Origin of the sequence: Rhizobium sp. WYCCWR 11152, assembly GCF_013087615.1 — a bacterium.
Lineage (GTDB): Bacteria > Pseudomonadota > Alphaproteobacteria > Rhizobiales > Rhizobiaceae > Rhizobium > Rhizobium indicum.
Map to the genome: position 1 here is coordinate 275,247 of NZ_JABFCP010000027.1, position 24,313 is coordinate 299,559.

At 61.6% G+C, this 24,313-nt stretch carries 23 protein-coding genes; 9 read left to right on the forward strand and 14 right to left on the reverse strand.

What is annotated here, in order from left to right:
• Positions 1-33: 33 nt before the first annotated feature.
• The 3 genes from G9X67_RS33550 to odc2 all read right to left on the reverse strand — a co-directional run bounded on the left by G9X67_RS33550 (position 34) and on the right by odc2 (position 3,253).
• On the reverse strand, positions 34-1,062 hold the full coding sequence (locus tag G9X67_RS33550) for a serine hydrolase (protein WP_171600722.1): 1,029 nt from the start codon (positions 1,060-1,062) through the stop codon (positions 34-36).
• A gap of 372 nt (positions 1,063-1,434) precedes the next feature.
• A complete protein-coding gene (locus tag G9X67_RS33555; protein ID WP_171600680.1) occupies positions 1,435-2,025 on the reverse strand; it encodes an N-acetyltransferase in 591 nt (196 codons plus the stop codon).
• Positions 2,026-2,119: 94 nt separating this feature from the next.
• Positions 2,120-3,253, reverse strand: a complete 1,134-nt coding sequence (odc2, locus tag G9X67_RS33560) for an ornithine/lysine decarboxylase (RefSeq protein ID WP_003542992.1) — start codon at positions 3,251-3,253, stop codon at positions 2,120-2,122.
• A gap of 528 nt (positions 3,254-3,781) precedes the next feature.
• Here odc2 and G9X67_RS33565 point away from each other — a divergent pair.
• The 3 genes from G9X67_RS33565 (at position 3,782) to G9X67_RS33575 (ending at position 6,627) form a co-directional block, all read left to right on the forward strand.
• A complete protein-coding gene (locus G9X67_RS33565) occupies positions 3,782-4,675 on the forward strand; it encodes a LysR family transcriptional regulator (RefSeq protein ID WP_138333292.1) in 894 nt (297 codons plus the stop codon).
• A gap of 240 nt (positions 4,676-4,915) precedes the next feature.
• Complete coding sequence (locus tag G9X67_RS33570; RefSeq protein ID WP_138390594.1) at positions 4,916-5,557, forward strand: DUF1007 family protein; 642 nt, start codon at positions 4,916-4,918, stop codon at positions 5,555-5,557.
• Positions 5,551-6,627: a nickel/cobalt transporter gene (locus G9X67_RS33575; RefSeq protein WP_171600681.1), complete on the forward strand. Its 1,077-nt coding sequence runs from the start codon at positions 5,551-5,553 to the stop codon at positions 6,625-6,627. Before G9X67_RS33570 ends, G9X67_RS33575 begins: the two co-directional genes overlap by 7 nt.
• Positions 6,628-6,629: 2 nt before the next feature.
• Here the strand turns inward: G9X67_RS33575 and G9X67_RS33580 are convergent, their stop codons facing one another.
• The 4 genes from G9X67_RS33580 to G9X67_RS33595 form a co-directional block, all read right to left on the reverse strand.
• Positions 6,630-6,836, reverse strand: a complete 207-nt coding sequence (locus tag G9X67_RS33580) for a hypothetical protein (protein ID WP_138333286.1) — start codon at positions 6,834-6,836, stop codon at positions 6,630-6,632.
• Entirely contained in the window at positions 6,833-7,528 is a 696-nt protein-coding gene (locus tag G9X67_RS33585) for a GNAT family protein (RefSeq protein ID WP_171600682.1), read from the reverse strand. Before G9X67_RS33585 ends, G9X67_RS33580 begins: the two co-directional genes overlap by 4 nt.
• Positions 7,529-7,673: 145 nt before the next feature.
• Positions 7,674-8,393 (reverse strand): tellurite resistance TerB family protein, encoded by a 720-nt coding sequence (locus tag G9X67_RS33590; RefSeq protein WP_171600683.1) that lies wholly within the window; start codon positions 8,391-8,393, stop codon positions 7,674-7,676.
• A gap of 111 nt (positions 8,394-8,504) precedes the next feature.
• On the reverse strand, positions 8,505-9,143 hold the full coding sequence (locus G9X67_RS33595) for a 2-dehydro-3-deoxy-phosphogluconate aldolase (protein ID WP_003543005.1): 639 nt from the start codon (positions 9,141-9,143) through the stop codon (positions 8,505-8,507).
• A 154-nt stretch (positions 9,144-9,297) separates the two neighbouring features.
• Between G9X67_RS33595 and G9X67_RS33600 the strand changes: the two genes are divergently transcribed.
• From G9X67_RS33600 to G9X67_RS33615, 4 genes are all read left to right on the forward strand, one after another.
• A complete protein-coding gene (locus G9X67_RS33600; RefSeq protein ID WP_138333279.1) occupies positions 9,298-9,786 on the forward strand; it encodes a CYTH domain-containing protein in 489 nt (162 codons plus the stop codon).
• The gene (locus G9X67_RS33605) at positions 9,764-10,672 is read left to right on the forward strand and encodes a CHAD domain-containing protein (protein ID WP_138333276.1); all 909 of its coding nucleotides are present in this window, start codon (positions 9,764-9,766) and stop codon (positions 10,670-10,672) included. Before G9X67_RS33600 ends, G9X67_RS33605 begins: the two co-directional genes overlap by 23 nt.
• Before the next feature lie 147 nt (positions 10,673-10,819).
• Positions 10,820-11,296 carry a VOC family protein gene (locus G9X67_RS33610; protein ID WP_171600684.1) on the forward strand — a complete coding sequence of 159 codons (477 nt, stop codon included), beginning with the start codon at positions 10,820-10,822 and terminating at the stop codon, positions 11,294-11,296.
• Positions 11,297-11,367: 71 nt separating this feature from the next.
• A complete protein-coding gene (locus G9X67_RS33615; protein WP_138333274.1) occupies positions 11,368-12,297 on the forward strand; it encodes a rhodanese-related sulfurtransferase in 930 nt (309 codons plus the stop codon).
• Positions 12,298-12,315: 18 nt separating this feature from the next.
• On the opposite strand, the gene G9X67_RS33620 is transcribed toward G9X67_RS33615, so the two are convergent.
• Positions 12,316-14,529 carry an EAL domain-containing protein gene (locus G9X67_RS33620; RefSeq protein ID WP_138333272.1) on the reverse strand — a complete coding sequence of 738 codons (2,214 nt, stop codon included), beginning with the start codon at positions 14,527-14,529 and terminating at the stop codon, positions 12,316-12,318.
• 113 nt (positions 14,530-14,642) lie between these two features.
• Entirely contained in the window at positions 14,643-16,016 is a 1,374-nt protein-coding gene (locus G9X67_RS33625) for a GH1 family beta-glucosidase (protein ID WP_171600685.1), read from the reverse strand.
• A 215-nt stretch (positions 16,017-16,231) separates the two neighbouring features.
• Here G9X67_RS33625 and G9X67_RS33630 point away from each other — a divergent pair, with 215 nt between their 5' ends.
• Positions 16,232-16,636, forward strand: a complete 405-nt coding sequence (locus G9X67_RS33630) for a DoxX family protein (protein ID WP_138333267.1) — start codon at positions 16,232-16,234, stop codon at positions 16,634-16,636.
• A gap of 91 nt (positions 16,637-16,727) precedes the next feature.
• Here G9X67_RS33630 and G9X67_RS33635 read toward each other — a convergent pair whose 3' ends face one another.
• From G9X67_RS33635 to G9X67_RS33655, 5 genes are all read right to left on the reverse strand, one after another.
• The gene (locus G9X67_RS33635) at positions 16,728-17,915 is read right to left on the reverse strand and encodes a Gfo/Idh/MocA family oxidoreductase (protein ID WP_138333264.1); all 1,188 of its coding nucleotides are present in this window, start codon (positions 17,913-17,915) and stop codon (positions 16,728-16,730) included.
• Between the two features lie 199 nt (positions 17,916-18,114).
• Positions 18,115-19,170, reverse strand: coding sequence for a sugar phosphate isomerase/epimerase (locus G9X67_RS33640; RefSeq protein ID WP_064249390.1), 1,056 nt, complete (start codon positions 19,168-19,170; stop codon positions 18,115-18,117).
• A gap of 250 nt (positions 19,171-19,420) precedes the next feature.
• Positions 19,421-20,368 (reverse strand): substrate-binding domain-containing protein, encoded by a 948-nt coding sequence (locus tag G9X67_RS33645; RefSeq protein ID WP_138333259.1) that lies wholly within the window; start codon positions 20,366-20,368, stop codon positions 19,421-19,423.
• Positions 20,369-20,451: 83 nt separating this feature from the next.
• Entirely contained in the window at positions 20,452-21,456 is a 1,005-nt protein-coding gene (locus G9X67_RS33650; RefSeq protein ID WP_138333257.1) for an ABC transporter permease, read from the reverse strand.
• 77 nt (positions 21,457-21,533) lie between these two features.
• Positions 21,534-23,060, reverse strand: coding sequence for a sugar ABC transporter ATP-binding protein (locus G9X67_RS33655; protein ID WP_138333256.1), 1,527 nt, complete (start codon positions 23,058-23,060; stop codon positions 21,534-21,536).
• A 170-nt stretch (positions 23,061-23,230) separates the two neighbouring features.
• On the opposite strand from G9X67_RS33655, the gene G9X67_RS33660 reads away from it, so the two are divergent.
• Positions 23,231-24,262 (forward strand): LacI family DNA-binding transcriptional regulator, encoded by a 1,032-nt coding sequence (locus G9X67_RS33660; protein WP_138333254.1) that lies wholly within the window; start codon positions 23,231-23,233, stop codon positions 24,260-24,262.
• The last annotated feature ends 51 nt before the right edge of the window (positions 24,263-24,313 follow it).

Genomic DNA, 24,313 nt, shown 5'->3' on the forward strand with positions numbered 1-24,313 from the left:
CTTGGCGCGTGTGAAAGACACGCGGCCCTGTCGTCAAGCGGCCCGCACCGAGCCGATGATGTCCGCCAACAGACCGTGCAGCAAGTCCCTGTAGCCATTTCGGGCAGACGGACCGCTCTCTTCCGAGGTCATGACGACGGTGAGATCGAGCGACGGCACGATGTAGAGCATCTGCCCGCCATAACCCCAGGCGAAGTGCACCTGCTCGCCGCCGATCTGCCGCGTGAACCAGCCATAGCCATATTCATCGCCGGAGAAGCGTGAGTTGGTGCGCTGCTGCCACGACTGGGCGATCCAGTCGGCAGGTACGATCTGGCGGCCGTCGGCGGTCCTGCCGCCGTTACGGTAGAGTTCGCCGAAGGCAAGCAGGGACCGGGCGCTCATCGCCATCTGATTGCCGCCGAGATAGATGCCCTGCGGATCGCGCTCCCATGCACCGATGCGGAAACCGTCGACCGGGCCGAGCCATTCGCGCGCCAACACCAGCGTCGGCCGCCGGCCGACCTTGGTGAGAATGGCCGACAGCAGATGCGTGGATGCGGTGGAATAGAGCATCTCGCCACCGGGCTGATCGACGAAAGGCTGCGACAGCGCAAAGCGCACCCAGTTGCGCGAGGAGACCCAGCGGCCGTAGTTCGCCCCCGACATACGATCGAGCCCAGCCTGCATCGAGAGAAGATTGCCGATGGTGATGTCGTTGATGCGCGGGTCGGGCGTTACAGGGAGATCGGCCTTCAGGATCGGCGCGATCTTCTGATCCGGCCCCGTCAGCATGCCTTTGTCGATGGCGATACCGACCAACGCCGAGATGATCGACTTCGAAGCGGATTTGATATTGGTCGATTCCGACGGCGAATGACCATGGAACCCACGTTCGCTGAGCACGCGTCCGTCGCGAGCGACAATCACCGTCTTGAGAGGCCTCATCGCCGGGTCGCTCGCCGCGCGATCGAGACGCGGACCAAGCCCGCCGACGGCGGGAGCCGTGCTCTGGGCAGCCGCCGGCCCCGTTGCGGCAAGCGACAGGCAGAAGAAAAGCAGAAGGGAAAGAAGGCGGATCATGCGATGCAACATAGGATATCGCCGCGATATGTTCGCGTGCCGGCGACCCATTTCACGCGATTGTGTTTCCGCGTGCGTCGGGGAGCTAGCGACCGCGCCGCTTCACTCGCCAGAAAGACAATCCGCGCCGCAACCACACCAGGCCCGCCTGCCTGCGTGGTCAAACGGCGCGGATATTACCAGCCGGGGGAAAAATTCCCAACCTGGCCGGCCGGTCGGCGTAGTCTTACGGCTCCGCGCGTCTTTTCGGGCCGATGCGCTAGAGCATGATGCCGAAAAGTGTAAGCGGTTTTCGGACGACATCATGCTCTAACTCTTTAATTTAGAACAGGAGTCAGATTTTAGGCCGACCCGGCCTAAAATCATCCTGTTCTAGGCTGCGCGGCGAACCGGCGCGCTGGCCAGCATGCGTCCCGAGGGGACGATCATGCCGGCCGCGCCGTCAAGCCAGCCTTCCGTGAGCTCGAGCGCAAGAAAGCGCGAGCGTTCGAACGGACCCGGCATGACGAGATGGCGAGCCTTTTCGGCAAAGAAGCCGAAACGCTCGTAATAGGCAGCATCGCCGACGAGCAAAACGGCACCGTGTCCGCGCTTCTTCGCTTCGAGGATCGCCGCGCGCATCAGCGCCGAGCCGATGCCCTTGCCGCCTTGATGGGGCGCAACGGCGAGCGGTCCAAGCAGCAGCGCATTGATCGGCGTGCCTTCGTCATTGACGCCGGCCTCGATGTTCCAGAGCCGCACCGAGCCGATGACATGGCCGTCGCGATCGCGCGCGACGAGCGCAAGACCCTCGGCCGGAACGCGGTTGCGGCGGATCTTCTCCGACGACTTCTTGCGGCGACCCGCGCCCATGACGCGGTCGAGCAGGTTTTCACGCGCAACGACATCCGAGGGATTTTCGGCGTCGATGGCGAAAGTGGTAGGCGCAAAGAATGCGCGGACAGAATCAAGAACAGCGGCCATCTTGGCCTCCCGTACCCAATACCGTTATCAGCGGCGATGAAGGAAAATTGTGAAGTTGCCGCCCCGATTGGTTACGGGGCCGGCGGAAACGACCTTAGATGACGTAGGCCTTCAACGGGTCGAAACCGTTGAAAGCGACCGCCGAATAGGTCGTCGTATAGGCGCCGGTGCCTTCGATCAGGACCTCGTCGCCGATCGAAAGGGAGATCGGCAGCGGATAGAGGTTCTTCTCGTAAAGCACGTCGGCGGAATCGCAGGTCGGACCGGCGATGACGCAGGGCTCCATCTCGTCGCCGTCGTGTTCCGTGCGGATCGGATAGCGGATGGCTTCGTCCATCGTCTCGGCGAGACCGCCGAACTTGCCGATGTCGAGGAAGACCCAGCGGGCATCGTCATTGTCCGACTTCTTCGAAATCAGAACGACTTCCGCCTTGATGACACCGGCATTGCCGACCATGCCGCGGCCCGGCTCGATGATCGTCTGCGGGATCTGGTTGCCGAAATGCGTGCGCAGCGCCTGGTAGATCGACTTGCCGTAAGCTTCTGCGGACGGAACGTCACGCAGGTACTTGGTCGGGAAGCCGCCACCCATGTTGACCATCTGCAGGTGGATGCCCTGCTTGGCAAGCGATACGAAGACGCGCTTGGCATCGGCAAGCGCCGAATCCCAGGCATCGACCTTGGTCATCTGCGAACCGACATGGAACGAGACGCCATAGGACTGCAGGCCAAGCTGATGGGCGTAGACGAGAACGTCGACAGCCATCTGCGGAACGCAGCCGAACTTGCGCGACAGCGGCCATTCGGCGCCTTCGCCATCCGTGAGCACGCGGCAGAAGACACGGGCGCCGGGAGCGGCGCGCGAGATCTTCTCGACTTCCTCGTGGCTGTCGACGGCAAAGAGGCTGACGCCGAGCGCATGCGCGCGGGCAACGTCACGTTCCTTCTTGATCGTGTTGCCGTAGGAGATGCGGGCGGCGGTCGCACCGGCTTCGAGCGCCATTTCGATTTCGGCAACGGATGCGCAATCGAAATTGGAGCCGAGGCCTGCGAGCAGCTTCAGCACTTCCGGGGCCGGGTTGGCCTTGACGGCGTAATAGATGGCGCTGTCCGGCATGGCGTGACGGAAGGCGTGGAAATTGTCGCGAACGACGTCGAGGTCAACCACGAGGCAGGGACCGTCGGGACGTCGGGTTGCGAGAAAGTCGCGGATGCGCTGGGTGGTCATATCGATTCCCTCTTCCAATTCCAGAGCTCCGGCATGAACCGGAGGACAAAGGGCATACGATAGCTCGCATTGGAACCAGCCGGTGGAGACCCCGGAACCATAGCAAGCGCTCGATGCGCAGATAGTGAACCAACGCCGCGATGCGGTGTAAGTTCGGCTTTGTCTGCCATGGATTGGAGGGAGAATCCCAACCGCACTTCCGGCAATGATGGTGTGCCTCTTCAGTAACCCCCGCTGATGGAAAGCAGGGAGAGAACAAAAAGGCCCGCACCGTCGTTGCTTCAGGCGTCCTCGCATTTTCCGGTTGGCCGGAATAGCGACTGGAGGGGTTAATTCCAGGTACCTTACCGATTTCCTCACCAATTCGAGGGTTCGGCGGACACCCATGGGCACGTGCGACTTTGGGCTGAGTGGGAAATAAGAATATTCGCCTTCATAATCAAGCGATTTTTTGATCTCAAGGCTAAAAAAATTATTGAACAAGACGAGCCAATTTGTTCAACATTCCGAAACAGCCTGAGGGGTGCCATGGATACCTTGACCCGCATACGCGCCTTCATCGATGTCGTCGAGGCCGAAGGCTTCTCCGCCGCGGCACGGCGCACCGGCCGCTCCAAGGCGCTGCTCTCCAAATATGTGCGCGAATTGGAAGACGAGCTCGGCGCCCTGCTGCTCAACCGCACCACCCGGCAGTTCTCGATGACCGAGGCCGGCCATACCTATTACCGTACCGCCTCCGATATTCTGAAGGAGATCGATAACCTCGCCGATCTCGTGCGCGAAAACAATGCACAGCTCAAGGGACGGCTGCGCATCTCGGTGCCGCGCACCTTCGTCGATGCCGATGTCGGCCAGTCGCTGATCGATTTTGCCAAGGAGAACCCCGACCTTTCGCTGGAGATCGCCGCTGACGACCGGTTCGTCGATCTGATCGAGGAAGGCTTCGACGTGGCGATCCGCATCACCAAGCTCGAAGATTCCGGCATGATCGCCCGCAAGATCTCGGATTTCCGCATCCATATCTGCGCCACCCCTGAATTTCTCGAGCGTTATCCCGATCTCGATCACCCGTCGGCCCTTTCCAGCGTCCCCTTCATCGTCGATACCAATGCGCGCACCCAGGCGAGCATCCGCTTCCACAATCCTGACAACACCTCGTTCGCCGTCGCCGTTTCCGGACCGATAGAGGTCAACAGCCCGCATGCGACATTACGCGCAGCACTGGCCGGCATCGGCGTAGCCTTCATCCCAGATTTCATCGCCCGCAAGCCGATCGAGAGCGGCGAACTGGTGACCCTTTTCAACGATTACACCCCGACCGACCGCGGCATCTATGCCGTCTACCCGCACCGGCGCTACCTGCCGGCCAAGGTAAGAATCTTCGTCGATTACCTGCACAACTGGTTCAAGAAGCATCCGTAAGCCGGCGCCCTTGCGAAGCGATGCGACATTCCGCCCCGCTCTACAGCGCCGCGCGTCTTTTCAGACGCGCAAAGGACGCTGTAGCACTTTGAATGCTGCATAATTTTATCCTTGAATCGATTCCGATTTAAGGAATTATGCAGTGGCATCCTGCCCCGCGAAGCCGATGCCGAGCCCGGTCCCAATTCCGTCCCAATTTCTGGCAAGAAGTCAGGGGCAGCGAACAAGGCAGCGGAATAGATGAGACATTCAACAATACTGATGGCCGCGCTTCTTTCGCTGGCGCCGGCCGCCGCCTTTGCGCATCCGCACATCTTCGTGGAAGCGCGCCTCGAAGTCGTGGCCGGCAAGGACGGCAGTGTCGAGGAACTGCGCAATGTCTGGCGCTTCGACGAGGTCTTTTCGTCCTCCGTGGTCATGGATTTCGACAAGAACACCGACCTGAAGCTGGAGCCGAACGAACTGACCGAGGTCGGCAACACGGTCAAGAAGTCTCTTGCCGATTACGACTACTACATGAACCTGACGATCAACGGGAAGAACATCACCGTCCAGAAGCCCGACATCATCCATGTCGACTACAAGGATGGCCAGCTGCTGATGTTCTTTGCGGTAAAGCCGGTGGAGAAGATGCCGCTCAAGGGCAGGCTCACCTTCGGCGTCTACGACCCGACGCTCTACACCTCAATCGATTTTCCCACCGACACCGAGCTGGCGATCGTCGGAGACGGCTTCAAGGCTTGCAAACATCAGGTGGTGCGGCCGGATGCCGACCAAGTGATCTCGGAAAACAAGCAGTCGCTGACGGACGCCTTCTTCAACGATCCCACCGGCACCAACATGTCCAAACTCTTCGCCACCCGGCTGGAGGTCACATGCTGACGAAACGCCTGCCCCTCATCCTTTCCGCTGCAACCCTTGCGCTGGTAACGGCTGCAAGCCTCGCCCATGCGCAATCGCCGCTCGGCATCGGTACGGCGGAGCCGAGCTTTCAGCCGACAGGCGGGCCGCTCGCGCCGCTTTTGCTCTATGTGAACTATGAGCAGCAGGCCTTCTATAGGGCGCTGACCGGCGCCTTGAAGGCGATGCGCCAAGACCCGTGGCAGCTGGCATCACTGATCGGCCTCTCCTTCGCCTACGGCGTCTTCCATGCCGCCGGCCCGGGCCACGGCAAGGCGGTCATCTCCTCCTACATGATCGCCAACGAGGTCGAGCTGAAGCGCGGCGTGGTGATTTCCTTCATTTCGGCCTTCGTCCAGGGCGTGATGGCGGTGGCGCTGGTCGGCGGCGCCTGGCTGGTGCTGCGTGGCACCGGCATTACGCTGACGGCAGCGACCCACGCGATGGAGATCGCAAGCTTCGTCATGGTCATCCTGTTCGGCGGCTGGCTGCTGTTTCGCAAACTGCGCTCGATGGCTGGCAATATGCCGCGCCGCCGGCTGATGGCGACGCCTGCCGGCCCGGTCAGCATGATGCTCGACTGGAAGGACAATGTGGCCGAACGCCAGGCCTATGCCTTCAACGGCAAGGCGCAGGCTGTGGAAGCCGGCCACACCTTCGTTCCCGGCATGGTCTGCGAGACCTGCGGCAATGCCCATGTGCCCGATCCGGCCCTGCTCGGCGGCGACAGGTTCAGCGCCCGCGAGGCCTGGTCGGCGATCGTTGCCGTCGGTCTGCGCCCCTGCTCCGGCGCACTTCTGGTCATGACCTTCTCACTGCTGAACGGGCTCTATCTCGGCGGCGTGCTTTCGGTCGCCGCCATGTCGCTCGGCACGGCGATCACCGTTTCCCTGCTTGCCACACTTGCCGTCACGGCCAAGAGTGCGGCCGTCCGCCTCTCCGGACGCGGCTCGACCGCCTCGATCTGGGTCGGCAATGCCATCGAAATCCTCGGCGCCGTGCTTGTCATGCTGATGGGCGCCCTGCTGCTCGGAGCCTCGCTGCAGGGATAAAATTACTTTCCCCGGCCGCGCTGGTAACGCGCCCGCAGCCAGAAGACTGCGAAAAACGCCATGATCAGGCAGACGCCGACGACGATTGCCAGCGTCGGCGAGAAATTGCCGATCCACAGCACGATGGTCGGCAGGAAATAGATGACCAGGGCAGCGCCGAGCAGGATGATGGCGGCGGCGATTGCCTGCGAGCGGCTCTCCGGGCTCACGCGAGCCTTTCCTTTTCGAGATCGGCGCGGATATCCAGCAGGCGGCGAACCTGGTTGCCCTCGGCGTCGAAATTCCCGGGCGAAAGCCAGGCTTCGAAGGCATCGTTGATCATCGGCCATTCGGCATCGATCATCGAGAACCAGGCGGTGTCGCGATTGCGATGCTTGGAGATCATGTGCTGGCGGAAGACCCCTTCGAAGCTGAAGCCGTAACGCGCCGCCGTCGTCTTGCTCGCCTCGTTCTTATTGTCGCATTTCCATTCGTAGCGGCGGTAGCCGAGATCCTCGAAGACGTGTTTGGCCATCAGGTAATGCGCCTCGGTCGAAAGCGGCGAACGCTTCATCTCGACCCCGTGCGCCACCCCGCCGATCTCGACGACGCCGTTTGCCGGGTCGGCGCGCATGTAATTCGCCATGCCGACAATCTTGCCGCTGGCGTTGTCGCGGAAGATATGGGTGAGCCAGCCGGACTTGGTATAGACGGTTTCCAGCCAGTTGGCGAAATCGTTGATGCCGGAGAAATCGTCCTGCGCGAAATAGAGAAGCAACGGGTTGATGCCCATGCCACCGAGGCCATCCCATAACGCCTGGAGATGTTCCTCACGCCGGTAGGGCTGGACGGTGACGAAGCGGCCCTTCAGCGTGACCGGCTTCGGCGCCGGGCAGCCGTTGAAATTTGCAAGATCGCGCATGTTCACTCCTCTTTTCCGAAGAGTGGATAGGCCAGCCGCCCGGCAAAGGCAACCGGCCTAAAGCGCGTCGCGCTTTAGGCCTTATTTCCAACGCATGTCGTTGTCGCAAAACCGCTGCACACTTTTGCGCGACATGCTTTAGATGTCACTGTGACAAGGTCGTCTTGGCCGACGACACCGTCGCCTCGATATGGTCCACCAACTGGTCGGCAAGGCCGAGGCGGCCGGCAAGCAGATCGAGATAACCGCGCTCGGCACGCGAATCCGGCTCGATAGTGAGCCGCGAGGCGGTGTAAAGCTCGACGCGCTGTTCTTCAGTCACCGCCGCAGCAACCAGCGCATCGATATCCGTCGGCGAAGCGAGTTCATGCTCGATGAAGGCCGCAGCCTCGCCGCTGACGTCGGCGGCCTTGACCTTGTCCATGATGAGGGCGCGTTCGGCATCGTCGATATGGCCGTCGGCCTTGGCGGCGGCGATCATCGCGCGGATCAGCACCAGCACGAACTCATTGCTGCCGGCAGGTGATGTTGGCCCGAAACCAGATTCGACAGGCGGCGGCAGAAGGACCGGATTGTTTGCCGACGGTGCATCCGAGGGGGCTGCGGGCGCCTGCCCCGCCTGGTAATTCTTGTAGGCTTGGTAGCCGAGGCCGGCAATCGCGGCAAGACCGCCGATCGCTAGTGCATTGCCGGCAATACCCCGACCGGTCTTGGTGCCGAGAAGCGCGGCTGCAATCGCACCTGTCGCCAGCGGATTGTTCTTTGCCGTCTGCACGGCGTCACCGGCCCTGTCGCGGACCGAACCGCCAAGACCTGGCACCTGCGAACCCAAAAACTGGTCGAGAAGCTTCTTTGCGTCGAACATTCCTCGTCATCTCCCTATTTGAAACTGGAGGAGTACATAGGTTTGCGACGGGTGAAATACAAATAGGGGGAGCGGGATTGAGCCATGAGACTCACCCGCCCCAGCCGAAACTCAGGCCTTCAGCGCCGCCGCCTCTGCCGCGAGCTTGGTGATGCCAGCCCAGTCGCCGGCCGCGACCAGTTCCTTCGGCGCCACCCACGAGCCGCCAACGCAAATGACGTTCGGCAGCGAGAGATAATCATTGGCGTTCTTCAGCGAAATACCGCCGGTCGGGCAGAACAGCGTGCCGGCAAGCGGCGAGGACAGCGCCTTGAGATAGGCGGCGCCACCGGCCTGCTCCGCCGGGAAGAATTTCAGCACTTGGTAGCCTTCTTCGCGCAGTGCCATGACTTCGCTGGCGGTCGCAGCCCCCGGAAGCAGCGGCACGTCGGAATCGGCAGCGGCATCAAGCAGTTCCTGCGTCGTGCCCGGGCTGACGATGAATTTCGAACCGGCCTCGACGGCGGCTTCCCAATGGGCGACATTGAGGATCGTGCCGGCGCCGACTTCGGCCCCCTCGACCTCTGCGGCGACGGCGCGCACGGCCTCGAGCGCTGCCGGCGTGCGCATGGTGATCTCGATCGCCTTCAGGCCGCCCGCGACGAGCGCGCGGGCCAGCGGCACCGCCGTCTTCGCATCGTCGACGATCAATACCGGAACGACAGGCTGGAGTTTCAGGATGGAAAGGAGCTTCTCTGTTTTCTCGCCCATGGTCGCGCGACCTCCTTGAAACGATTGAATTCGGACCCCGAATAACGCCCCCGCGGAACCTTGTCGAGATAAAACCGGACCGCATGACGAGAAGGGTATGAAATGCTTGGAAATTGGGCTACCGTGCCGCAATCGTCACAAAAGGTTCACCGGCATGGCGAAAGAGATCGAGCGGAAGTTTCTTGTACGCAGCGATGGATGGCGTTCCGCCGTCGAGACGAAATCTGTCTTCAGGCAGGGTTACATTGCCTCGATGGACGATCGTTCCGTGCGCGTGCGCATCCTCGACGGCAGGAATGCGAAACTGACGATCAAGATCGGCCGAAGCACCATCACCCGTGACGAATTCGAATACGACATCCCGATCGCCGATGCCGAAGAGCTGTTGCAGAACGCGATCGGCGTCGTCATCGAGAAGACGCGCTATCGCGTTCCGCATGAGGACTTCGTCTGGGAAGTCGACGTCTTTACCGGCGAGCATCGCGGACTGGTGATTGCCGAGGTGGAGATGGCGGCGGAAACCGACGATCCGGCCCTGCCCACCTGGCTCGGCCGCGAAGTGACCGGAGATTTCCGCTATTCCAACCAGGCCCTTGCCACAGAATACGGGCACGACAGGCATGGCCTATCGCATTCGGCCTGACGCCGATTTCACCGAAGCGTTCCGTAACGCTGCGACCAAGCAGCTGGAACACGCTATCACTGTCCTCGGGGAACGCCCGGACGGCGCGCATGAGGCGATCCATTCTTTCCGCAAGAACCTGAAGCGACTACGCTCGCTCTACCGCCTCGTGGCCCGCGAGGTGCCGGATTTTCAGGCCCAGGAAAATGCGAGGCTGCGCGATGCCGCACGCTCGCTTTCGGCGATCCGCGATGCTGCAGCCCTCATCGGCACCGCGCAGTATCTGCAGCATGCAGCCCGCGGGAACGAGGAGAGCGAGGCGCTCGGCCGCATCGTCACCATTCTCGAAGGGCGCCGTGATTGGATGGCGGAAGCCGAAAGCGGCCTGGAACAGCGGCTCGCGGAAACCTCCGACGTTCTGAAGGAGGCGATCACGGCCCTGGACGCCGTCTCCTTTGATCGCGGCCACCGCAAGAATGCACGCATGCTGGCAAAAAGTTGGCGCCGTACCGCGCGGAAGGCCAAGACCGCGCTTGCGGCTTGCCACGGCGAGGCATCGGCCGACGACTTCCACGATCTGCGCAAACGCACCTACGACTATCGGCTCTACCATGCGCTTTTGCGTGACGTCTGGCCGGGCGCGATGAAGGCCAAGCGCGATGCGGCCAAGGAACTCGTCGAGGATCTCGGCCACATCCACGATCTCACCGTGCTCTCCGAACTGGTCGAGGCCGAACCGCAGCTCTTCACCCGCAATGACGACCTAGCGCATCTGCTCGACATCATCATCTTCCGCCAGCAGGAAGACCGGCGGCAAGCGCTGGTCAAAGCCGAAGCCGTGTTCGCCGATGATGCCGACGAGGAAGCCCAGCGCATCGAGCTTCTCTGGCTGATGGCCGGGAATTGAGAGCCCGCGAAATCGGAAGTGCTTGCGCGCAGCTCTGCATTTCCCATCGCATCGGCAATATCACAAGGAACCCTATTGACCTCAACCAATCTTGAGGTCCTAGCTTGCGGTGGTCGAACAAGCAGAAACTTGACCCGCGAGGAAAATATGACCGCCGAAAATGCCGCAATGCCGAAGGTGCTCGGGCTCTACGAGACCCATCTGACCGTTGCCGATCTCAAGACCTCCACGGACTTTTACCGCGATGTCGTTGGGCTCGAACCGGCAGCCTCATTCGAGGAGCGCAACGTCGCTTTCCTCTGGGTGGACGACAGGAAGACCGGCATGCTCGGCCTTTGGGAAACCGGAAGCGGGCCGCTGAAGATGCGGCTGCATATCGCCTTCCGCATGACCGCCGGCGGCATGCTGCAGGCGCCCGCCATTCTCAGGGCAAAGGGTGTGGAACCTCTCGGCTTTACCGGTGAACCGGTGACGGAGCCGGTGGTTCTCGGCTGGATGCCGGCGCTGTCTATCTATTTCAAGGATCCGGACGGGCACTCGATCGAATTCATCAGCGTTCTCGACGCAATCCCCGACCGGAGCTTCGGCGTGCGGCCGTTTTCCGCGTGGCAGGCGCGAGCGTAATCGGTCACCGGTCAAGGCCGCCACTGGCGAAGGCAATTGCGCGGCCCACCGATTTTCTGTATTTCCGGCCTATGACCGACAGCCTGACACACACCAGCCCGTTCCTCGTGGCCGCACTCTACCATTTCGTTTCCGTGCCGCGCTTTGCCGACCTGCAGGCACCGTTGCAGACGCTTTGCGAGGAGAACGGCGTCAAGGGAACGCTGCTTCTGGCGCATGAAGGCATCAACGGCACGATCGCAGGCCCGGATGCCGGCATTCACGCCGTGCTTGCCTTCCTGCGCGCCCAGCCGGAATTTTCGGGCCTGGAGCACAAGGAAAGCCGCGCCTCGAAAATGCCCTTCCTGCGCATGAAGGTGAAGCTGAAGAAGGAAATCGTCACCATGGGCGTCGAAGATATCGACCCCAACAAGGTGGTCGGCACCTACGTGGCGGCCAAGGACTGGAACGCGCTGATTTCCGATCCCGACACCATCGTCATCGACACCCGCAACGACTACGAGACGGCGATCGGAACCTTCCGCGGCGCGCTCGACCCGAAGACCAAGAGCTTCCGTGAGTTTCCGGAATGGGTGCGTCAGAATCCCGGTCTGCACAACAAGCCGAAGGTCGCCATGTACTGCACCGGCGGCATACGCTGCGAAAAGGCCACCGCCTTCATGAAGGCTGAGGGCTTCGACGAGGTCTATCATCTGAAGGGCGGCATCCTGAAATATCTGGAGGAAGTGCCGCAGGAGGAAAGCCTCTGGGATGGCGCCTGCTTCGTCTTCGACGAGCGCGTGTCCGTCGAGCACGGTTTGAAGGAAGGCGAACACCGGCTCTGCCACGCCTGCCGCAACCCGATCACTGCCGAGGAAATGACTTCGCCGCTTTACGAGGAAGGCGTTTCCTGCAGCCACTGCTACGACACGCGCACGGAAGAAGACCGGCTGCGCTACCGCCAGCGTCAGCACCAGATCGCCCTCGCGAAAAAGCGCGGCCAGCGACATATCGGCAGCTGAGCCAAAATTCTGATTGGATCAGCCTGCCGCCTGGATGCGCCGCCGAGCTTCCGGCTCCGCTGCACGTCGCTCGTTCAACATCTCGGTGATGAGGTCTGATGTCACAGGCTTTCCGAACAAATAGCCCTGCAGGCAGTCGCAGCCGAAAAGACGCATGGCTATCGCCTGCTCCTCGGTCTCGATGCCTTCGGCCGTCACCGGAATGTCGAGCGAGCGGGCGAGCGCCACCGTCGCCTGCAGCATCTCGCGCTGGCGTTTGTCGTTGACACCCATGACCAGCGAGCGGTCGATCTTGATGCGGTCGAAGCCGAACTGTCTGAGATAACCGATCGAGGAGAAGCCGGAACCGAAATCGTCGAGCGCCACCTTGACCCCCAGCGCCTTCAACCGTTCGATCGACTGGCGGGTGCGCTGCGGATTCTGGATCATGTAGCCTTCGGTGATCTCGAGCGTGATGCGGCCGGCCTCGATCTCCGTCTGCTTCAGCACGTAGCGCACATAGTCGGTAAAGGCGGGATTGCGGAACTGGCCGGGCGAGACGTTGACCGACACATTGAGGTCCGGCCATTGCTTGGCCGTCTCGCAGGCTTTGCGCAGCACGAACAGGCCGAGCGATTCGATGAGGCCGCTGGTCTCGGCGATCGGGATGAACAGCTCGGGCGAAACAGGGCCATGGCCTGGGCGGTTCCAGCGCACCAGCGCCTCGACACCGGTCATCGCATGCGTCGCCGCATCGATCAGCGGCTGGTAGGCGAGCGTCAGGTCGCCGCTTTCGATGGCGATCCGGAGATCCAGCTCCAGCGCATTGCGCTGCTCTCGATCGGCGTCCATCGACGGATCGTAGAGCGTCATGCGCGCGCGGCCGGCCTCCTTCGCCTTGTACATGGCAAGGTCGGAACGGCGCACCAGCTCCTCACGCCCGATCGTCCCGGAAGGCGACATGGCAATGCCGATGCTTGCCCCGACGACGACGACACGGCGACCGATCTCCAGCGGCTCGACAAGAAAATCGAGGATCTGCTCGGCAAGCTGCAGGGCGGCGGCATTCTCGCTGTCGGAGAGAAAGGCGATGGCAAATTCATCGCCGCCGATGCGGGCGAGAACCGCACCTTGCGGAATGAGCACAGCGAGCCCGGCCGCGACCGCCCGGATCAACTGGTCGCCGGTGCCGTGGCCATAGCTGTCATTGACTTCCTTGAAGCCATCGAGGTCGAGATAGAGAAGCAGCACGTTGCGCTTGGTCTGGCGTGCTTCGACGACAAAACGATCGACGGCGAGCCCGAGACCGTCGCGATTGGAAAGGCCGCTCAGCCTGTCGCGCAGCGCCTCCTCGCGAGCGCTGTTTTCCTCCGCCTTCAGGCGGCGGCCGGCAAGCCAGCCGATGACCAGCAGCACCACGAAGAACAATCCGACGAGGCCGAGCGCCTGGATGACCATCGGCCGCACCTGCGCATAGCCGATATCGCCGGGTGAACGCGAGATCCACACGAGCTTGCCGAGCGTTGCCCCCGTCGGATCGACGATCGGGACGAGGTAGTCGGCCGCAAAACTCGGCGGCGCCAGCCTCAGCCCGCCGATGACATAGGTCTGGCCGAGAGCGGTCACCCTGTCGTCATCGAGATGGCGGGCGAAAACGAGATAGCGCTGCTGGCCGGCGGGCACATCCAGCGCACCGGACTTTTTCCGCACCAATGCCACACCGACGGCGGCTATGCCCCGTTTGGTGGTGACGAAACCGATCGCCTGAGGACGATCGGCCTGGCCGGCCGCCTTCACCGTGTCGAAGAGAGTCCAGAGCGAAGGCGCGAAGAAATCCGTGAGCGACTCCGCCATCGGTTTGCCATCGCGATACGCCATGATCGCCTTCTTCTCGGCATCGATGACGATCGCCATGTCGAAAAGCGAACTGTTGACCGACATCTCGCCGTAGTTGCTCACCGTCCAGGCCATACCGTCGGCTGCGTAGACGTTGACGGCGGCGTCATCCCAGGCGGCGTAATCGTCAAGCGTCGCGCCGAGCTGATCCTCGAAGGTCTTCAACGCGCCGATCGTCGTTTCGCGCGAGCGCTCGTCATCGAGAACATTGGAATTTTCGGCCACACGTTCAAGCGCCGTCAGCACCATGATGGTGACGACTGCGACGATGACCGCGAAGGAGAAAAGCACGCCCGTGACGGTGATGTGACGGCCTATTCCCGATCCCTTGCTCTGCGACTTTCCGGCTGTCTGCATTACGACTCCCTGACCGTCGGACTTTGCCAGCCAAGGGTTCAAAAACGTTTAAGCAACCGGCTGTTGCAGGCTTCTGACGAGCTATTTTTGTGTCGCCGCCTGAGGACGCGCCCCTAACCCGGTTTGTGATTGCCCTTCGGGAATTTGGCCGCAAGTTCGCGATACCATTTGCCGCTCGTTTTTACCGTGCGTACCTGGGTCTCATAATCGACATGGACGAGACCGAAGCGCATGCGGTAGCCTTCCGCCCATTCGAAATTGTCCATCAGGCTCCAGGCGAAATAGCCGCGTAGGGGATAGCCGTCCTTGATGAGGCCGGCAACGATTTCGAGGTGATCGCCGACATAGTCGAGGCGCATCGTATCGTCGACCTCGCCGTCGACGACATCGGTGTTGTCGCAGGCGCCATTCTCGGTGATGTAGCATTCCGGCAGCTCGTAGCGGCGGTAGAGGTCCTCGACCGAGAGCTTCAGGCCCGGCGCATAGATTTCCCAGCCGATATCGGTCTTGACGTCGCTTGCCGGCGGCGCTTCCACCGTCCAGGGGAAATCGCCTTTGCGTTCGGCATCGTCGGTGACCCGCTCGGGCTTATAATAGTTCAGGCCCCACCAATCGAGTTTCTGGCTGATGAGCTTCAGGTCGCCATCCTCGATGACGGGCATGCGGTCGCCGAGCGCCGCGATGAATTCCTGCGGATATTCACCCTTGAAGACGGGATCGAAGAAAGCGCCGTTGTGGAACTGATGCGCACGCTCGCCGGCGGCAAGATCGGCTGGGCTATCGGAGCCAGGAATGATCGAGGCGGCATTGAGCACGAGCCCGACCGGCACGTTGGGGGCTTCCGAGCGGATCGCCTCGACGCCGAGACCGTGGGCAAGGTTCATGTAATGCATGGCATGAAGGGCGGCCTGCATGTTGCGCTCGCCGGGAGCATGGATGCCGTAGAGGTGGCTGAGCCAGACGATGCACCAGGGTTCGTTGAAGGTCGCGACCCGGTCGAGGCGATCGCCAAGGCGGCTCATCACCGTCTTGGCATAGCGCTGAAACGCATAGGCAGTCGAGCGCGCAGTCCAGCCGCCCTCGCCGGCGAGCAACAGAGGCAGGTCCCAATGGTAGAGCGTCGCAAAGGTCTTGATGCCGCGCGCCTTGCAGCCGTCAACCAGCCGGTCGTAGAAATCGAGGCCGGCCTCGTTCACCGGACCCGTACCGTCGGGGATAATGCGCGGCCAAGCGATCGAGAACCGGTAGGCTTCGACACCCATCTCCTTGATGAGATCGAGGTCCTGCTCCAGGCGATTATAGTGATCGCAGGCGATATCGCCGTTATCGCGATTATGGACACGGCCGGGCATATTGCAGAAAGCATCCCAGATGGATGGCTTGCGGCCATCGGCCTTGCTGGCGCCTTCGATCTGGAAGGCGGCGGTGGCGACGCCGAAGGTGAAGTCGCCGGGAAAGCGCTCTGCGAGTTTCTTCGGATCGATCATCTGTAAATCCTATCTCTAGGTTGAGGCCGTTTGGCGGGATTTAGCCAAGCGTGAAGGCAAAGTACAGGTCGGCGTCGAGAAAAACTGCAACGTTGCAGGAAACGCCTACTTCTCCACCCTCCCCCACTCATAACGGCAATGTCAGCAGTCGTGACTTGCTGTTGGGACCACGACCTTTACACGGGAAATGGCATCACAAATATGAAAGGAATCCAATGCTGTCTTCGATCCATCTGCTGCAGCCCCATTTGCTGAGCTTGCTGCGCATTGTCTCGTCGCTTGTGCTTTTCAGCTACGGAACGCAGAAGATTTTGCATTTTCCGATTGCGGCAAGCGTGCCGCCCGTCGGCTCGCTTTCCTGGGTTGCTGGGCTTATCGAACTCACGCTCGGCTTCCTGGTCCTGGTGGGATTCCAGACCCGTATCGCAGCCTTCGTGCTCTCGGGCCTGATGGCCTTCGCCTATTTCATCGGGCATGCGTCGAAGGGCATCTATCCCGCCCAGAACGGCGGCGTGGCGGCAATCCTGTTCTGCTTCGTGTTTCTTTATCTGGTGGCGGCAGGTGCCGGACCGTTGAGCGTCGACAACCTGCTAAAGCGTGGCCGCACTGCAGCGGCCTGATCAGAAATAAAACAAAAACGCCGAGGCGACTTCAGACGAGGTCGCCTCGGCGTTTTTCATTGGGCGACGGCAATGACGCGGATCATTAAATTCAGAGCTTGACCCAGGCGCCATTCTTCTTCGAAGACGCGACGCAGGCTTCGACGAAGGCCACACCCTTCACGCCGTCATCGACGGTGGGGTAGACCACTGCCTTGTCGACGGCCTTGCCCTTCTTGCGGGCGTTGATCGCATGCGCGGCTTCGGTATAGATCGTCGCAAAGGCTTCGAGATAACCTTCCGGATGCCCTGATGGCACGCGCGTGACACGACCGGCAGCAGCGCCTGAACCGGCGCCGCCCCGGGTGATCAGCCGCTTCGACTCGCCGAACGGCGTGTACCACAAGTAGTTTGGGTCCTTCTGGGTCCATTCCAGCCCGCCCTTGGTACCGTAGACGCGCACCATCAGGCCATTTTCATGGCCGGGCGCCACCTGGCTGCACCAGAGCATGCCCTTGGCCGGCTTCTCAGAGCCCTTCGCCTTGAAGCGCAGCATGACATGCGCATTATCGTCCAGCCGGCGGCCCGGAACGAAACTGTCGAGATCGGCGGCGAGGCTGTCGAGCTCCAGGCCGGTGATGAAGGCGGCGAGATTATAGGCATGCGTGCCGATATCGCCGGTCGAGCCGCCGACGCCGGACTGCGCCGGATCGGTGCGCCAGGCGGCCTGCTTCTGGCCGGTTTGTTCAACCGCTTCCGTCAACCAGTCCTGCGGATATTCGGCCTGGACGACGCGGATGTCGCCGAGTTCGCCATTCGCGATCATCTCGCGCGCCTGGCGCACCATCGGATAGCCGGTGTAATTATGCGTCAGCACGAAGAGCGCCCCGCTCTCGTCGGCGACCTTCTTCAGCTTCTTCGCATCGGCAAGGTTGGATGTCAGCGGCTTGTCGCAGATGACATGGATGCCGCGCTTGAGGAATTCCTTGGCCGCATCGTAATGCACATGGTTCGGCGTGACGATCGCCACCGCCTCGATGCCGTTCTTCAGCTTCGCCTCGCGGATCGCCATCTCGCGATAGCTGGAATAGGTCCGCGACGGATCGAGGCCGAGGTCGCGGCCGGATGCGATCGCCTTGTCGGCCGAAGCCGACAGCGCGCCGGCGATGAGATCGTACTGATCGTCGATGCGTGCCGCGATACGGTGTACCGCGCCGATAAACGCGCCCGCGCCGCCGCCCACCATGCCGAGCCGGATGCGCGGCTCGCGTGTCTGTTCGGATGATGCTTCGATTGCCATTGATTCCTCCTGAAATTAAACTTGGTGCGGATGCGCCCCTCATCCGGCTGCCGCCACCTTCTCCCCGTAAACGGGGCGAAGGGACCGTGTCGCACCCTCTCCGTTCCCCGCTCGCTCTCGCAAGGCACGTCCCCTCTCCCCGTCTTTTACGGGGAGAGGGTTAGGGTGAGGGGCAAGAGCCACCAACCGGTGTGTGCTGTTAAGAAAGCCCCAGCATCCGCCGGTTCGCCGCCTGGTCCGTGCCGCTGCCGGCGAAATCGTCGAAGGCTTTCTCGGTGACGCGGATGATATGCGCGGCGACGAATTCGGCGCCTTCGCGGGCACCGTCTTCCGGATGCTTCAGCGCGCATTCCCATTCGACCACGGCCCAGCCGTCGAAATTATTCGCCGTCATCTTCGAGAACACCGCGCCGAAATCGACCTGGCCGTCGCCAAGCGAACGGAACCGGCCGGCACGTTCGACCCAACCTTGATAGCCACCGTAGACGCCCTGGCGCCCGGTCGGATTGAACTCCGCATCCTTGACGTGGAACATCTTGATGCGGTCCTTGTAGATGTCGATGTTGTCGAGATAATCGAGGCACTGCAGGACGTAGTGCGAGGGATCGTAGAGCATGTTGGCGCGCGGATGGTTCTTCACCCGCTCCAGGAACATCTCGAAGGTGATGCCGTCATGCAGGTCCTCGCCCGGGTGGATCTCGTAGCAGACGTCGATGCCGTTCTCGTCCGCATGGTTGAGGATCGGCGTCCAGCGACGGGCGAGTTCGTCGAAGGCAGTCTCGACCAGACCGGCAGGACGCTGCGGCCAGGGGTAGATGAAGGGCCAGGCAAGCGCGCCGGAGAAGGTCGCATGCGCCTTGAGCCCGAGGTTTTTGGATGCCGTCAGCGCCATCTTGACCTGCTCGACTGCCCATTCCTGACGCGCCTTCGGATTGCCGCGCACCTCCGGTGCAGCGAACCCGTCGAAGGCTTCGTCATAGGCCGGGTGAACGGCGACGAGCTGGCCTTGCAGGTGAGTGGAGAGTTCGGTGATCTCGATGCCGTTTTCGCGAGCCTTGCCGGCGAATTCGTCGCAATAGGCCTTGGACGTGGCAGCCTTCTTCAGATCGATCAGCTGGCTGGCCCAGGTCGGCACCTGGACGCCCTTGTAACCGATGTCGGCCGCCCATTTGGTGATCGCGTCCCAAGAGTTGAAAGGAGCAGTATCGCCCGCGAACTGGCCAAGGAAAAGGCCGGGGCCCTTGATCGTCTTCATGTCAGATTCCTCCCTGAATATCGACCGTAAACGTTTCTGAGATGTTGTAGCACGCTATTTGGCGGGAGCAAGGCGCCTCCTCGCCCTTGGCTCGTGATTTGGCGCGAGGCCAGATGCGATATGGCTGCGAGCTAATCACGATGGGCTTTGGCGGGCAAGAGGTACGTGCAGCATTTTCGGCCAGCCACTGTATGGAAGCATAAAAAATGCGCCCATCCTTTCGAATGGGCGCATGTCTCAAGTCGATGGATTAGAACGGCGAATCCGGGAAATAGAAGTCCTTGGCATTCTCCTTGGTGACGAGCGTCGCATCGAGAATGTAGCTGCCATGAACCGGAACCTGATCGTAGAGGGCCGCCGCCGTCAGCTCCATCGCCGTGCCGACCATTGCCGGCGGATAGAGAACGTCGACCGGGATCAGCTTGTCGCCGTCCATGACCTTCTTGACCATGTCCTTGGAGCCGGCGCCAGCGACGACATACTTGATGTCGGTGCGCTTGGCCTGCTCGATCGCCTGCAGAACGCCGACGGCCATGTCGTCATCCTGGCACCATACGACGTCGATCTTCTGGTACTTGGTCAGGTAGTCCTGCATGACCTTGAAGGCATCGTCGCGGTTCCAGTTGCCGTACTGGCGGTCGAGAACCTTGACGTTCGAGCCGGCAATGCCCTTGTCGAAGCCGTCCTGGCGCTGCTGGTCGATCGGGATCGGCAGACCGCGGATGATCACCACCTCGGCGTCCGGCGTTGTGTCCTTGATGTACTTGCCGGCGACTTCGCCGAGAGCCGGATTGTTGCCGGCGACATAAAGGTCGCGCACGGAATTGTCGTTGTTGCTCGGCGCACGGTCGACGAGGGCGACGAACTTGCCCTTGCCCTTGACTTCCTTGATGGCGTTGACGAGCGGATCCGGGTCCGACGGCAGGATGACGAGGGCGTCGATGCCCTGCGTATCGAGATCCTGCACGGCGTTGGCCTGGCTTGCGGCGTCCGGCGAGGTCTTGACGATGACATTGAGACCGGGATGTTCGGCCATCAGCAGCTTGGCGACACGTTCGGCATGGAACACGACGCCCGACGTCCAACCGTGGTCGGCGGCTGGAATGGATACGCCGATCGTGAATTTTTTGTCCTGGGCGTGAGCGACGCCGGCGAACGTCACCGCCGCAACCGCCAGGCCCAACATCAATTTACGCATTCTATTTCCTCCCAATAACTTCAGGGACTTTTCCATACGGGACCGGACGCCCTGTAAGCCCGGTCAATTCATGATTTGCCAATTTATGATTTACGCACCAGCGAGCGCTGGACGAACATGGCGATGATGATGATCGCACCCTGGATGGCGCCGATCAGATACTCGCTGATGAAATTCGAAAGCAGCATGATGTTGCCGACGAGTTCGAGAATGAAGGCGCCGCAGATCGTGCCCCAGACCCTGCCCGCGCCGCCCTTCAGCGCCGTACCACCGACGACGACGGCCGTAATCGCCTGCAGTTCCCACAGGATGCCTGTCGTCGCCGACGTCGAGCCGAGACGGGGAACGTAGAGCAACACGGCAATGGCGACGCACAGTCCCTGGATGACGAAGGCAATCGTCCTGACGCGGTTGACCGCGATGCCCGAATAGCGAGCGACATCGCTGTTCGATCCGACCGCGACGACATGGCGCCCGTAGCGGGTGCGATAGAGGATGAAGGCCGCAACCGCCGTCACCGCCAAAATCACCACGATCGGCACCGGCACGCCGGCGATATTGCCGAAATAAGCCGGACGATAGAGCGTCTGGATATCGGCGGAGCGAAGCGTGATCGCGCCGCCCTGCGACAGCCATGTCGTCAGGCCGCGATAGATGCCCATTGTGCCGAGCGTCGCGATGAAGGGCTCGATCCTGCCCACCGTCGTGATCAGGCCGTTCGCCAGGCCGCAAAGCGCACCTGCGACAATGGTGAAGACGGCCGCGACCGTCAGCATCAGGGCCGGGTTTTCGATGGCGCCCGAATTCATCAGCAGGATCATCAGGCTGGCGACGAAGGCCACCATCGAGCCGACCGACAGGTCGAGATCGCCTGCAGATATCACGAAGGTCGCACCGACCGCGATGATGGCGATGAAGGCGCTGCGTGTCGCGACATTGGCAAGGTTGGTGATGCCGATGAAATTAGGATTGACCAGGGCTCCGACGATCAGCAGCAGTGCCAGGGCGACAAAAGGCGCGACTGCACGCAGGTCGACATCCCGCCAGGATCGGCGCCGGATTTCCCTGGTCTCCTCGTTGACACTCATTTCCAAAATCAACCTCCCGCCCCATATTTTCTGGGCATCTTATGTGTCGTCCTGATCGGCGAAGCCTGCTTCAGCCCTCAGGCGGCCGCCTTCTTCTTGAGCCCGGCGGCGTAACGCATGATCTCCTGCTCGGAAATCTCGTCTCCCTCGAGCACGCCGACGATACGCCCTTCGCGCATCACCGCCACTCTGGTGCAGAGGCCGATGACCTCCGGCATCTCCGACGACACGACGATGATCGACCGGCCGTCCCGGGCGAGTGCCGAGATGAAATGATAGATCTGCTGCTTGGTGCCGACATCGATGCCGCGCGTCGGCTCGTCGATGATGATGATGTCAGGCTCGGTCTCCATGACCTTGGCCAGCAGCAGCTTCTGCTGGTTCCCACCCGACATGCGGCCGGCGACTATATTGCCGTCACGAACCCTGATGTCGAAGCGGCGCTTGGCCTTTGCCATTGCGGCCGCTTCACTGCCCGGGCTGAGATAGCCGTGACGAGCATGCCTTCCGAGCGATTGCAGCGTCAGATTGGTCACCATGCCGGAGCGCAGCAGCAGGCCTTTCGACTTGCGGTCCTTGGTCATATAGGCGAGCCCGCACCGATTGGCGGCATGCACGTCGCCGGAGGGAACCGTTTCCCCCTTGATGATCACCTCGCCCTCGAGACGGGTCCGCAACCCGGCGATCGCTTCCATCAGCTCGGTGCGACCGGAGCCGATCATGCCTGAAAAACCGATGATCTCGCCCTTGCGCACCTCGAAGCTCGCATCCTTCACATAGCCCGTCGACACCGAGGCGACGCTGAGGACGATTTCCTCGTCGACATCAGGCTCGACCTTGGCGGGATAGAGGCTGGAAAGTTCGCGGCCGACCATCAACTGCGCGATCGATTCCCCGTCCAGAATGGATGTCGGCGATGTCTTGATCCACTGGCCATCCCGCAGCACGGTGACGCGGTCGGTCAACTCCATCACCTCGTCGAGCTTGTGGGACACGAAGACGAAGCTGGTACCCTGGTCGCGCAGTTTGCGAACCTGCTTGAAGAGCATACTGGTCTCTTCCCGCGACAGCACGGCGGTCGGCTCGTCCATGAATACCACCCGCGCGTCGCGGCTGATTGCCTTGGCGATTTCGACCATCTGCTTGTCGGCGATGGAAAGCGTGCTGATCAGCGCATTCTCACCGACATGCGAACCGAGCACGTCGAGAACCTTGCGGGTCTCCGACCGCATATATTTGCGGTCAAGCACGCCGAAGCGCGTGACTTCGCGCCCGAGGAACAGGCTCTCCGTCACAGTCAGATGGTCGGCGAGGTTGAATTCCTGGTGAATGATGACGATGCCGAGCGCCTCGGCGGCGCCGTTGGGCGGCAGGACGACGGGCTTCCCATCGAGCAGGATTTCGCCGGAACTCGGCTGTTCGAAACCGGACAAAACTTTGACAAGCGTGGACTTGCCGGCGCCGTTTTCACCCATGAGCGCATGGACTTCGCCGGCGCGGAGATCGAAGTTCACGCTAAAGAGGACCTGCACTCCACTGAAGGATTTGCATATGCGCCTGGCGGACAGCACCACGGGTGCGGTGTCGGCGGTCTCCACGGTCATCTGATCCTCCCCAAAGCGGCTCCCGGTCCGCTCTGGCGCCTTATGTAAACCTTTACATACATCGTGTAAAGGTTTACATCGCTGATTTACACAGATCAGTTGAAGCCCGCCTTTGACCTCTCGACAAGTCTGTGTAGTGTCGCGGCGAAGACAGCCCAAGGCAGAGCTCAGTGTCGAATTCCACGCCCGCAACCATCGAAGACGTCGCCCGGATCGCCGAGGTCTCCATCGCGACGGTTTCCCGGGCAATCCACATGCCGGAAAAGGTCGCCAACTCCACGCGCCTCAAGGTCAACCAGGCGATCGCCATCACCGGCTATACGACCAACGCTATGGCGCGCAGCCTGAGGCTCGGCCGTTCCAACATGATCCTTGTGGTAGCGCCCGATATCGGCGATCCCAATTTCTCCAACATTCTCGTCGGGCTGGAGAACGAAGCGCGCGCGCACGGCTACGGCATCCTGATCGGCCACACGCAGAACGACGCCCAGCGCGGCCTCGAATATCTGAAATTCCTAAATTCCAACCAGGCTGCCGGGCTGATCCTCTTCACCGGCATCCTGCCCTTCGGGCATCAGACGATGACCGCGCGGCTGCCGCCGAGCGTCGGCGTTTTCGAGCCCGTCTTCAACGGCGGCATTCCCTATGTCGGCGTCGACGATACCGAGGGCGCTCGCAAAGCGGTGGACCTGCTGCTGGCCGAAGGGCATCGCAAGATCGCCTTCATCGGCGATTCGCGCACCCGGCTTGCCTATACCAGGCGCCGTATGGGTTACGATGCCGGTCTCGATGCCGCCGGCATCCCGCCCGACAACAGGATCGTGCTGGAAGGCGACGGGACGATCGAAAGCGGGCGGCATGCGGTCGAACAGCTTTTCATGCGCGACACGCTTCCAACCGCCTTCATGTGCGTCAACGACCAGACGGCGATCGGCGTCATGGTCGGGCTCGGCGCGCGAGGCTACGACATTCCGCGGGATTTCTCGGTGACCGGTTTCGACGATGTACCACAGGCCGTCTTTATATCCCCACCGCTGACCACGATCCGCCAGCCGAGAACGGCGATCGGCAAGCAGGCAATGGCACTGCTGCTGGAACTTCTGTCCGATGGCCGGCCGACCGAAACGGAAATCCTGCTGCGGCCGGATCTGGTGGTCCGAAACTCCGTCTCGGCGCCGTCGCGCAACTGGTCGAAGCGTTGAACCCGTATCACTGAGCGCTTAAGGCGCATTTAGCCGGCAAAATTGCGCCGG

Bases quoted from the DNA above. Each gene is read 5' to 3' on its own strand.
- G9X67_RS33610 (WP_171600684.1), top strand. From the start codon at position 10,820: ATGACCGCCGAAAATGCCGCAATGCCGAAGGTGCTCGGGCTCTACGAG.
- G9X67_RS33650 (WP_138333257.1), bottom strand. From the start codon at position 21,456: ATGAGTGTCAACGAGGAGACCAGGGAAATCCGGCGCCGATCCTGGCGG.
- G9X67_RS33630 (WP_138333267.1), top strand. From the start codon at position 16,232: ATGCTGTCTTCGATCCATCTGCTGCAGCCCCATTTGCTGAGCTTGCTG.
- G9X67_RS33585 (WP_171600682.1), bottom strand. From the start codon at position 7,528: ATGCGCGATCTTGCAAATTTCAACGGCTGCCCGGCGCCGAAGCCGGTC.
- G9X67_RS33625 (WP_171600685.1), bottom strand. From the start codon at position 16,016: ATGATCGATCCGAAGAAACTCGCAGAGCGCTTTCCCGGCGACTTCACC.
- G9X67_RS33550 (WP_171600722.1), bottom strand. From the start codon at position 1,062: ATGATCCGCCTTCTTTCCCTTCTGCTTTTCTTCTGCCTGTCGCTTGCC.
- G9X67_RS33570 (WP_138390594.1), top strand. From the start codon at position 4,916: ATGAGACATTCAACAATACTGATGGCCGCGCTTCTTTCGCTGGCGCCG.
- G9X67_RS33615 (WP_138333274.1), top strand. From the start codon at position 11,368: ATGACCGACAGCCTGACACACACCAGCCCGTTCCTCGTGGCCGCACTC.
- G9X67_RS33620 (WP_138333272.1), bottom strand. From the start codon at position 14,529: ATGCAGACAGCCGGAAAGTCGCAGAGCAAGGGATCGGGAATAGGCCGT.
- G9X67_RS33600 (WP_138333279.1), top strand. From the start codon at position 9,298: ATGGCGAAAGAGATCGAGCGGAAGTTTCTTGTACGCAGCGATGGATGG.
- G9X67_RS33645 (WP_138333259.1), bottom strand. From the start codon at position 20,368: ATGCGTAAATTGATGTTGGGCCTGGCGGTTGCGGCGGTGACGTTCGCC.
- G9X67_RS33575 (WP_171600681.1), top strand. From the start codon at position 5,551: ATGCTGACGAAACGCCTGCCCCTCATCCTTTCCGCTGCAACCCTTGCG.
- odc2 (WP_003542992.1), bottom strand. From the start codon at position 3,253: ATGACCACCCAGCGCATCCGCGACTTTCTCGCAACCCGACGTCCCGAC.
- G9X67_RS33565 (WP_138333292.1), top strand. From the start codon at position 3,782: ATGGATACCTTGACCCGCATACGCGCCTTCATCGATGTCGTCGAGGCC.
- G9X67_RS33605 (WP_138333276.1), top strand. From the start codon at position 9,764: ATGGCCTATCGCATTCGGCCTGACGCCGATTTCACCGAAGCGTTCCGT.
- G9X67_RS33655 (WP_138333256.1), bottom strand. From the start codon at position 23,060: ATGACCGTGGAGACCGCCGACACCGCACCCGTGGTGCTGTCCGCCAGG.
- G9X67_RS33595 (WP_003543005.1), bottom strand. From the start codon at position 9,143: ATGGGCGAGAAAACAGAGAAGCTCCTTTCCATCCTGAAACTCCAGCCT.
- G9X67_RS33555 (WP_171600680.1), bottom strand. From the start codon at position 2,025: ATGGCCGCTGTTCTTGATTCTGTCCGCGCATTCTTTGCGCCTACCACT.
- G9X67_RS33590 (WP_171600683.1), bottom strand. From the start codon at position 8,393: ATGTTCGACGCAAAGAAGCTTCTCGACCAGTTTTTGGGTTCGCAGGTG.
- G9X67_RS33635 (WP_138333264.1), bottom strand. From the start codon at position 17,915: ATGGCAATCGAAGCATCATCCGAACAGACACGCGAGCCGCGCATCCGG.
- G9X67_RS33640 (WP_064249390.1), bottom strand. From the start codon at position 19,170: ATGAAGACGATCAAGGGCCCCGGCCTTTTCCTTGGCCAGTTCGCGGGC.